Raw genomic sequence first — 251 nt, forward strand, 5'->3', positions numbered from 1 at the left:
GACAGACCTCCTGAAACCTGCTGAAGCCCTCGTAGCCCAGCCGCTAGGCCAGACGCGACAAGGTCGAGGCCTTCACGCCGGTCCGCTCCGCCAGCTGGCTGATGGAAGACACCGCCGTGCGTTGCGGGGACTCGCTCAGCACCGCCAGCACGCGCCGGGAACTCGATCCGAGACGAATCTCCACCTCACGACGATCGATCGCCGCCAGCACCTGCTTCAACCCCTCCAGGGTCTCCGGCGGCGCGTCAGGG

1 pseudogene is annotated in these 251 nt (G+C 67.7%); it reads right to left on the minus strand.

Annotated features, from left to right (window positions below):
- Positions 1-43 precede the first annotated feature (43 nt).
- Positions 44-251 (minus strand): annotated as a pseudogene (locus R2R70_RS21950) (RpiR family transcriptional regulator); the annotation flags it as partial.

Origin of the sequence: Cobetia sp. SIMBA_158, assembly GCF_046566945.1 — a bacterium.
Classification (GTDB): domain Bacteria; phylum Pseudomonadota; class Gammaproteobacteria; order Pseudomonadales; family Halomonadaceae; genus Cobetia; species Cobetia amphilecti.